The sequence below is a fragment of the Exiguobacterium sp. UBA5002 genome, assembly GCF_002396765.1.
GTDB lineage: Bacteria > Bacillota > Bacilli > Exiguobacteriales > Exiguobacteriaceae > Exiguobacterium_A.
Window position 1 is genome coordinate 1 of the sequence record NZ_DGYQ01000003.1, and the last position, 8,747, is coordinate 8,747.

General features: G+C 46.1%; 12 protein-coding genes and 1 pseudogene. 7 read left to right on the top strand and 6 right to left on the bottom strand.

The window, feature by feature from the left end; translation table 11 throughout:
* Nucleotides 1-210 precede the first annotated feature (210 nt).
* The 4 genes from B4C70_RS00125 to B4C70_RS00140 form a co-directional block, all read right to left on the bottom strand.
* On the bottom strand, nt 211-342 hold the full coding sequence (locus B4C70_RS00125; RefSeq protein WP_195864935.1) for an NUDIX hydrolase: 132 nt from the start codon (nt 340-342) through the stop codon (nt 211-213).
* Nucleotides 339-1,214 carry an NAD-dependent epimerase/dehydratase family protein gene (locus B4C70_RS00130; RefSeq protein WP_290776184.1) on the bottom strand — a complete coding sequence of 292 codons (876 nt, stop codon included), beginning with the start codon at nt 1,212-1,214 and terminating at the stop codon, nt 339-341. Before B4C70_RS00130 ends, B4C70_RS00125 begins: the two co-directional genes overlap by 4 nt.
* Before the next feature lie 6 nt (nt 1,215-1,220).
* On the bottom strand, nt 1,221-1,403 hold the full coding sequence (locus tag B4C70_RS00135) for a Fe3+ hydroxamate ABC transporter substrate-binding protein (protein WP_149427483.1): 183 nt from the start codon (nt 1,401-1,403) through the stop codon (nt 1,221-1,223).
* A 101-nt stretch (nt 1,404-1,504) separates the two neighbouring features.
* The gene (locus B4C70_RS00140; protein ID WP_290776197.1) at nt 1,505-2,602 is read right to left on the bottom strand and encodes an ISL3 family transposase; all 1,098 of its coding nucleotides are present in this window, start codon (nt 2,600-2,602) and stop codon (nt 1,505-1,507) included.
* Between the two features lie 219 nt (nt 2,603-2,821).
* Between B4C70_RS00140 and B4C70_RS00145 the strand changes: the two genes are divergently transcribed.
* Nucleotides 2,822-2,977, top strand: a complete 156-nt coding sequence (locus B4C70_RS00145; RefSeq protein WP_214729364.1) for a hypothetical protein — start codon at nt 2,822-2,824, stop codon at nt 2,975-2,977.
* 34 nt (nt 2,978-3,011) lie between these two features.
* Here B4C70_RS00145 and B4C70_RS00150 read toward each other — a convergent pair whose 3' ends face one another.
* Together B4C70_RS00150 and B4C70_RS00155 are read right to left on the bottom strand one after the other, a co-directional pair.
* Nucleotides 3,012-3,710 carry a DUF3169 family protein gene (locus B4C70_RS00150; RefSeq protein ID WP_214729366.1) on the bottom strand — a complete coding sequence of 233 codons (699 nt, stop codon included), beginning with the start codon at nt 3,708-3,710 and terminating at the stop codon, nt 3,012-3,014.
* Nucleotides 3,707-3,913, bottom strand: a complete 207-nt coding sequence (locus B4C70_RS00155; protein WP_023468455.1) for a helix-turn-helix transcriptional regulator — start codon at nt 3,911-3,913, stop codon at nt 3,707-3,709. Before B4C70_RS00155 ends, B4C70_RS00150 begins: the two co-directional genes overlap by 4 nt.
* A gap of 498 nt (nt 3,914-4,411) precedes the next feature.
* Here B4C70_RS00155 and B4C70_RS00160 point away from each other — a divergent pair.
* The 6 genes and pseudogenes from B4C70_RS00160 to B4C70_RS00185 all read left to right on the top strand — a co-directional run bounded on the left by B4C70_RS00160 (nt 4,412) and on the right by B4C70_RS00185 (nt 8,497).
* Nucleotides 4,412-5,677: pseudogene (locus B4C70_RS00160) on the top strand (M3 family metallopeptidase).
* 116 nt (nt 5,678-5,793) lie between these two features.
* Nucleotides 5,794-6,048 carry a hypothetical protein gene (locus tag B4C70_RS00165; protein ID WP_290776189.1) on the top strand — a complete coding sequence of 85 codons (255 nt, stop codon included), beginning with the start codon at nt 5,794-5,796 and terminating at the stop codon, nt 6,046-6,048.
* A gap of 10 nt (nt 6,049-6,058) precedes the next feature.
* Nucleotides 6,059-6,499 carry an NUDIX domain-containing protein gene (locus B4C70_RS00170; protein ID WP_214729374.1) on the top strand — a complete coding sequence of 147 codons (441 nt, stop codon included), beginning with the start codon at nt 6,059-6,061 and terminating at the stop codon, nt 6,497-6,499.
* Nucleotides 6,500-6,595: 96 nt separating this feature from the next.
* The gene (locus B4C70_RS00175) at nt 6,596-7,297 is read left to right on the top strand and encodes an ABC transporter ATP-binding protein (RefSeq protein ID WP_290776191.1); all 702 of its coding nucleotides are present in this window, start codon (nt 6,596-6,598) and stop codon (nt 7,295-7,297) included.
* Nucleotides 7,294-8,064, top strand: a complete 771-nt coding sequence (locus tag B4C70_RS00180) for an ABC transporter permease (protein WP_290776193.1) — start codon at nt 7,294-7,296, stop codon at nt 8,062-8,064. Before B4C70_RS00175 ends, B4C70_RS00180 begins: the two co-directional genes overlap by 4 nt.
* A gap of 10 nt (nt 8,065-8,074) precedes the next feature.
* Nucleotides 8,075-8,497, top strand: coding sequence for a cytidine deaminase (locus tag B4C70_RS00185; RefSeq protein ID WP_290776195.1), 423 nt, complete (start codon nt 8,075-8,077; stop codon nt 8,495-8,497).
* The last annotated feature ends 250 nt before the right edge of the window (nt 8,498-8,747 follow it).

Consider the following 8,747-nt stretch of genomic DNA (forward strand, 5'->3'; position numbering starts at 1 on the left):
CTCAGGCGAGACACAAGCCCGTTTTCCTGCTTTATTTAAGCAGGAAAACGGGCTTGTTTGTCTCTGACAGCGCATAAATGCGCTTTTTCCTGTGAGTGGCGTGTGACGCGTCATTCTTTTTTTACGAGATAAGGGTGGCAGATCATGAATCTGCCACCCTTATCTTTGGAGAGACTGACTTTTGAGTCAGCCCCTTTTTCTTGGAGCACATCACGCTTGTTGGGGTGAATTACCAGGCTCGATTTGTCCGCCAGGAAAATTCCAAACGTTTTCTCCTCGCGCTACATACTGTCGTACCAGCAATACGTGTCCGTTTACTAATATAATTGCTTGCGAAATCATGATTTTACTGTAAAGGATTGAATCAACTGTTCAATCGTCTCTTGCGGTGTTCGGAGTGGAACGTATCCGAGTTGTTTGATTCGTTCGTTCGAGAAAGTAGCGCGTTCCGCCGAACGCTTCGGTGTTCGGTATGGCGTGCCGCTCGCATGGATCAACTTCAACCGAAAATCCGTCTCAGGTAGATTCGCATCGATCGCATTGAAGATATCCCCATTATGCGCATTCGTTGCGGCAAGGACGATCATTTCGACTAGATTATCCGTATGGACCCACGGGACGACATCGTCCGGGTGCACCCAGGTAATCACATCCGCCTCCTTAATCCGCTCGACTTGACGATCCCCCCAGTAGGACTGCTCCTCGGCACAAATTGATCCTGGACGTAAGATGATTAAATCGGAATCGGGTGTATATTCCTGTAACAGGCGTTCGGATTCCTGCTTTGTATGGATGTAAACATGTTCGGACGGTAGGAGCGGTGACGTTTCCGTAAAATGTCCACTCACGACTTGGCCGTACACGGAAGTCGTCGAGATGTGAATGATGCGCTTGACACGAGCTTTTGTCGCAGCATCTGCGAGATATTGTACACCTGTAACATTTGCTTCCTGTGCTAAATCGGGATCATCTCCGAGATAGGCAGCACAGTGAATCAACAGATCGACGCCTTGAAGTGCTGTAAGAAGCGAATTCGGATCACCGAGTTCACCGATGACTGCGTGGACACCTTTGAAAGCGTATTGATCCGCTTGTTCCTGAGAGCGATACAAACCGCGCACTTCACGCGCTTCTTTTAGAAAACGTCGCGCAACACGAGAGCCAAGCGTTCCGGTCATTCCTGTAACTAAAATCGTACTCTCTTTCAGGTTCATAAGTGCTTACCCCTTTGACTCTGTCTTTTCAGCGAAACATTTTTCGCAGATGAAACGACCTTCGCTTTTTAAGTAAGCTTTGACTTCCGTCATCCCGCGATGTTTTGGATAACGCATTTGAATGTAGACTTTTTCGTTTCCTTCGATCGTTTTGCCACAATGCATACATGTCGGTTCTTTACCAAACATCCTATCGCCCCCTATATATTTGAATCTTCTATCTTATCGTAAAGGAAAAACCAGGGTGTTGGAAGAATAAAGGCTCATCACCATAACACGTGGTTGCTATTTTAACCACCAAGCTCGAGGCGCAATCTCAAAAAGAATCGTTCGAGGTTTCGGTAGCCATAACCACGACGTTTGATGAGCTTAATCTTGTTGTTCGTTCCTTCCATTTTCCCGTTCGATAGCCTTGATACAATGGTCTGACGCATCGCTTCCTCACGCCCCCGGATCGCTTTCGCGATTTTTGCGAGAGGTCCGCACGGATGGAACTGGTAACGGTCCAGCCAGTCCGTCAGTCTTCGGTGAGCCTGCCTGTTACACGTTGCCTTCAGCACATACCGGATATGTTGGAGTCCTCTATATAGATCCTGAGTAAAGGCGTCTTCTAGAATACAAGAACGGGCGACCTCTCGGTCTTCTGGAGCCAGCATTTCTGGGCGACAAGCCAGTGCACGGTCAATGACGCGAATATGATGATGGCGTTTCGTCTCGTTCAAAAATCGACGCCGACGGCGAAGAGCGTCCGTGAAGAACTGGATGAGATGAAAACGATCCAGTACATGCGCTGCACTCGGGAAGACACGATTAGTTGCCTTCGCCATCGCAGGTGCAAAATCACTGACGACAGAACGAACATCTCCCAGTACACCTTGAAGCGCAGCCGTGATCGCCGATACGTCCCGACCCGGGACGATAGACAGAAGACGTCCAGTCTTGGCATCAAGAACGATCGTCGCATAGTGGTGTCCTTTTCTCGTGGCGAACTCATTGACGAGGATGTGTGTCGCCTGTCCCACTGTATCCACTGAAGCGTACTGATAAAACCACCGTTCCACAGTCGTATAAGGAAGTTCATATTCATGCGCAACATCTGAAATTGTGCGGCCATGGCACCGTTCTGTGATGCCTTTTCGGAACACTTCGGTAGAAGTACGGACGAGTCCGAGACCGTAGTCATATACAAACGTCAAATCACAAGAGAGGCATCTTTGACGTGGGACATCTAGTTCGATCCACAAGGCACCGACTCCCCACGCATGACCGTGTCGAAAACGACGACGCTTTTTCGAATGCAAGATAGTCTTTTTTTCGCATAGCGGACAAGGGATTTCATGTGTATCAGGAATGATAGGAAATACGTGCGGTTCTTCATCGGACGACATCTGGATTTGAAAAAGGGCTGGAAGCGGAAGAATTAATTTGATAAACTGTTGGGACAAGGCGAAAACTCCAATCGTGGTTTGTCTAGACAACAATTACGATACCGGGGTTTTCGCTTTTTTTCTATGTTCGATTTAAAATCCGATGGATTTTATGTGTCAACCACACCTTATGGTGATGAGCCAGAATAAAGTAAAAAAGGAATCTAAAGGAGGGTGTCTATGATCTTTATTGCTATTTTTCTCGCCGTTGGTGGAGTCGTCTGGTTCATTTCAGCGCGGAGTCAATCGAAACATCGCTCGCTCGACGATCAGGAATATACACTGAACCAGCATGATGTCCATCACAAAATCATCGTGATTTTTAAAGGCATGTAAAGGAGCATCCAGTCGATTGACTGAATGCTCCTTTTTAGCGATTGCGTACATGGAGAAAATATTTTGCGTTGCTCCAGATCAAGGCGATAATCAATAAGCTGATTGCAAAGATCTGAGATTGACCGGTCTTATACGAATACACGACTAATACGACAATGATACCCATCAATAAAAATTGTAACAGGGACTGTGACCGAATCAGACCTTCGAACATGACGTGACGTTCTCCGTCATCTGAGGCAGCGAATAGCTTTTCAGCATAGTTCTTTTCCGAATACTTTGGGAAATAGCGGTTGGGATAGATCTGGCGCATAAGATTGAGAAAATAAATCGAGGCAATACAACTGATGACGAAAAAGAATCCGCTCAGTATCAAATGAAGACCGAACTGGTTTTCAATGATGCTAAAAGAAGCGAGCCCGATACTGAGGAGATTGGAGAACTGCACGATCATCATGCCGTCCGCATAGTAACGATTCACTTGATCGTCAATCGCGTCCTCTTCGTCGGAAGAAACGGATCGTCGAGTCAATTGACGAATTTGTAAATAGCGTACGACGTAACTGAGAGTCAAGATCGTCAAGATAACGAAAAGACCAGTGAATATGTAATCAAGATAGAGCGATCGTTCAAACTGTGACAAATTGGTATTTTTGAGGACAAACATGACGAAATAACTGCTAATGAAACCGAGTAAAGCTGCGATGATGACCTTGCCTGCTTCCTTGTTCATGTTAATTCCTCCTCATCGAAATAAAAGATGTCTTCTAGCGGTGTATCAAACACACGAGAAATTTTGACGGCGATCAGTAGCGACGGCATGAATTCTTCGCGTTCGATTAAGCTGATCGTCTGGCGCGAAATGTTCGCGCGCCGTGCCAGTTCAGACTGATTCCATCCGTGGCGAGCACGTAATTCTTTTAAACGGGATTTCATATAGGGATTCACCTCCTATATAATGTAACTTATCATAGTCTTTTTGAAAACGATAATAGTCAAAAAAGACAACATAATAGTCATTTATTCGTAAAATGATCATATCGTTGGCATAAACTGTATACTGGAATAAGTTGAAAGGAGATGTGAAATCCGTCGATGAAATCTCAGTCACCTGTAAATGATATTTTTTATAATGATAAGGATGTTGCGCATCGAATCGCTTCGATTCTCCAAATGGAAGAGACATTGCTCAAACAAAAAATCGCGTATCTCCAGGACGTTACAGACCTCGGTACCACTTCTGAATACGAACAAGGGCGTCAGCAGCTATCGGATAAGCTCGATACGTTGAGACGTTCCGTAAAAATGGATCTCGTCTCGCGCGATGACGTCACACTTCGAACGAGAGCACGTTTTGAACAATCACTCAGAGCAACAAGTGCGACAGAGGAGGAAGCTTGTCTTATTCAAGACTATCTCCGGATTGAGGCGACGATGCTGACAAAATCGGGAGAGTCGGTTTCCGATCTTCATGCTGCTTTATTTGACGCGAATGAATCCACTCGAAAACAAGCGCTCTTATCGATTGAGGAAGCGTTCCGCATGAAAGAATCCGTCATTCAACCGTTGTTTTCACGACTCGTTGATTTACGACAAGCGCGTACCACTGCAAGTGGTAAGATCGGATACGAGGAACTAGCTTTTGTAGAACTCGGACGCGTCGATTATACGAGTCAAGATGTCAATCATTACGCCACTATCATTCAATCCGACTTTCTACCGGTCAAACGGCGATTTCAGCGCGAACAACAAACGTTTCTCGGCAAACAGGTGCTCCATCCGTGGGACGTCCGGCAATCGGCCTATACACAGATTGATCATCACGCGACCGGTTCTGACACTTCATTCTTAGACAAGGCACAAGCAATTCTCGAGAGCGTGCATCCATACTTTGCGGACGTATTAAAAGAAATGCGACATAGGAATCATCTCGATATCGGTGCCCGGTCGAACAAAGCTGGCGGAGGATTTTGTGAGTATTTACCGGTCGAACAGCAATCGTTCTTATTCATGAATCGCATCGATACGTTTGATGATCTCGTCATCTTCATGCATGAGATCGGCCATGCCGTCCATCATGATGCGATGAAAGAAACGTACGACGGACTACAACCGATTCCGCTTGAAGTAGGGGAGTTCGCTGCCATGTCGCTCGAGTTGTAGACGATGAACGAATGGCATCAGGTGATTCCGGATAAAAAAGACGTTGCCCGGGCAAAACTCGAACAGATGCGTTCCATGGTTGAGTTCTTACCCGAGACGATCATCGTCGATCGTTTTCAATCATGGCTCTATGCTCACCCGGGTCATGATCCAAAAGAACGACATGCCTATTATGCCGATCTCCGAGAAACATTTGATACGGACGTCATCGATTGGTCGGAAACACCCGATTGGAAAGGCCACGAATGGATGAGTGTCATCCATCTCTTTGAGACGCCGTTCTATTACATCGAGTACGCGATTGCTCAGATCGCCGCTCTCCAGGTTTATCACCGTTTCACGAAAGATCCCGACCAAACGCTGAAAGATTTCATCGCATCTTTAGCGCTTAGTCAAACCCATCCGGTTCAAGACGTCTATGCGAGAGCGGGTGTATCTTTCTTGCCGACTGAAGGAGAGATGAGCGAATTAGTGAGCTTTTTGACATCAGAAGTGGAGACTTGGAAGATAATTTTACAGGAAGGTACATCGATATAATGAAGGACGACAAGAAAATTCATATACCAGAAGAGTTAGAAAGCCTCTATTTTTTCGGAGTAGAGCCGATTCTTGAGTTTCCGGAGGAAGAAGCATTCTATCAGCGGTCTAAATACATGTTACACAACTCCTCAAAAGAGCGTATTCAGTTTATCCTGTATCCGGCATTTACTGAAATGGAACTCCATGTCCTCCGACCGACTGGGGAGACGCTGTCACGATTACGAATTGAAACAATCCAATCCTTAAAATATGTTGAAGAAAACAGAAAACGTCTGTTACTTGATCATAGTGATGATGAATATTACCGCATCAGTGAGATTCAACTGGATCCGTTATTTTGTATCATTCAGACGGAAAGAAGAAAATAGGGGGACGAACATGAATATCCGTAAAAACATCGTCTATGCGACATTATTCAATGCTGCAGGCGATCAATTATTGATGGTCGAGAATCGTGGAGATCATGGTGACTACTATACATTGCCCGGTGGGACAGTCGAGCGCGACGAAACGTTACATACAGCAATCACGCGTGAAGTTCTGGAAGAGACAGGATTTACAATCATACCAGGTGACATCGTCCATCTGGCAGAAGCATTCTTCCCGCAAGCGGGGGAACATTGTCTCTTTTTCTTCTTCGCGGGAGAAATCACTTCTGGTCAGTTAAAAACGAATGTTCCAGAAGAGATTTCCGGACTCGTCTGGATGGACCGTGAAGAAGCGTTCAAACACCTCAACTTACCGGAAGCGTCAAAAGAATCGCTCTTTGCTGGTCGAACGGTACCGTATGATTTTGCCGGAGAGATCATTCACGCGTAAGGAAGTGTCGCTTGACGTACTAAGGTGACGGATTTTCGGGTACAACATTACAGGAGCATTACCCGAAATTTGTAGAAAGTTAGGTGAACACACAGTATGTCGATTCTTACGTTTCACGAAGGCAGCTATCAACACATCTTACACGAAATAACGGGTGAGTTCCGAGAAGGTGTCATTACGACGCTCGTCGGACCGAGTGGTGCCGGAAAATCCACAACATTGAAACACATCAACGGACTTATTTCTCCCGATCGCGGCGAAATTTGTTTTCGAGGCGAACCACTCGAGCAGATGAATCTGCTCGACGTCCGCAAACGGATCGGAATGGCGTTCCAAAGCGCGCCGATGATTCCAGGTACCGTCTACGATAATATTAATTTACCGAAATCGATCTTCGGGGAATCGTTACCACGCGAAGAGGCGGAACGCTTGCTACAACAAGTCGAACTATCCGTCGAACTTGAACGACCGGTCAAAGATTTGTCCGGTGGCGAACGGAGCCGACTCGGAATCGCACGAACACTCGTTAATCGACCGGACGTCCTGTTGCTTGACGAAATCACGGCAAGTCTCGATTACCGGATGGTACAAGAAATTGAGAAGCTGATTCTTGATTTACAGCAGGAGTTGCAGACGACGATCATTTGGATTACGCATGACTTAGAGCAAGCCAAGCGGGTCAGCGACGACGTCTGGTTTTTAAAAGACGGTCGATTGATCGAGTCTGGTGCTTTTAAAGAACTCGTTTCAAGTGGTCAAGCAGAGACACAAGCGTTCTTGAAGGGGGTATCGATATGAGTTACCTCCAACTGGCGACTTCGCTGATCTTCATTTTGATCCCCCTCGTCTTAGCGCGGACGTTACGGCTTGGTCTAGAGAAGGACATCCTCATCGCAACCGTTCGATCAATCGTCCAACTCTTGATCATCGGTTATATTTTGACGTTCGTCTTTGAAAGCGGCAGTCCAATTTTCATGTTACTCATGATTCTGTTGATGATCGGTGCAGCGACACTGAACGTCATCCGTAAAGGGGACGGGATTCCCGGGATCCAGTGGATCATCTTGTTGACATTGATTGCGGTCGAAGCATTAACGATGGGCATTTTGCTTGGATTACAAATCATTCCGTTTGAAGCCCAGCAAGTCATTCCGGTCAGCGGGATGGTCATTGGGAACTGTATGATTTTGTCCTTGTTGTTTCTTAATAAGTTCAAGGACGAGGTCGAACGAAGCGACGAGGTCATCGAACTGATTCTTTCGCTTGGTGGAGATGCGAAGACAGCGATTGATACGAGCTTAAAAGGCGCGATCCGGACAAGTATGATTCCAACGATTGAAGCGCAAAAAACGATGGGCCTCGTCCAATTGCCAGGGATGATGAGTGGGTTGATCATCGGTGGCGCGGATCCAATGGAAGCGGTCCTTTATCAACTATTGATTCTATTCCTGATCTTGACGACGGCGGCGATGGCATCGGTCCTCGTTGGTTTTCTATCCTACCGTCGACTATTCAATGAAAAAGCACAATTCATCGGTTTGACCTATAAGAAAAAAGACACGTAAGGAGCACGTTATGCAGGCTTATCCGATTACTGAAGCCGACCTGCAACTGGTCGAACTAGCAACCAAAACGATTCAAAGCCGTTACGCTGACGATAAACATCACGTCGCAGCTGCGTTGCGGACAAAAGATGGCGCGACGAAAACGGGTGTTCATGTCGAAGCGTATATCGGACGGGTGACGGTGTGCGCGGAAGCCATTACGATCGGTTCCGCCATCACGGATGGATTGACGGATTTTGAGACGATCGTCGCTGTCCGACATCCCTATTCGGATGAAACGGACCGAACGATTCGTGTCGTCAGTCCGTGCGGCATGTGTCGCGAATTGATTTCCGATTATGCACCGGACGCGTTTGTCCTCTTGAAGATCGACGATCAGTTGACGAAAGTGCGGATTGCAGACTTAATTCCACTTAAATATGTTCGTTCGTGATTATAAGAATGGAATAAAATTCGTTGATTTAAAAAAAGAAACGAAGGAACTATCATCGTCTGAGATGTGTAGTTTCTTCGTTTTTCTTTTTGTAGAACACTTAGTTTTGTAATTGAAAAAAGCTCAACATCGTTAATGCATTCTTTTCTTCTCATTATGGTTTCCTTCCTCTTTTTATGAATTATGAAGTAATATGACGGTTTGTCAAATTAAGCGCAACACTTCTTCGGAAAAGACCTCGTATGCAGTT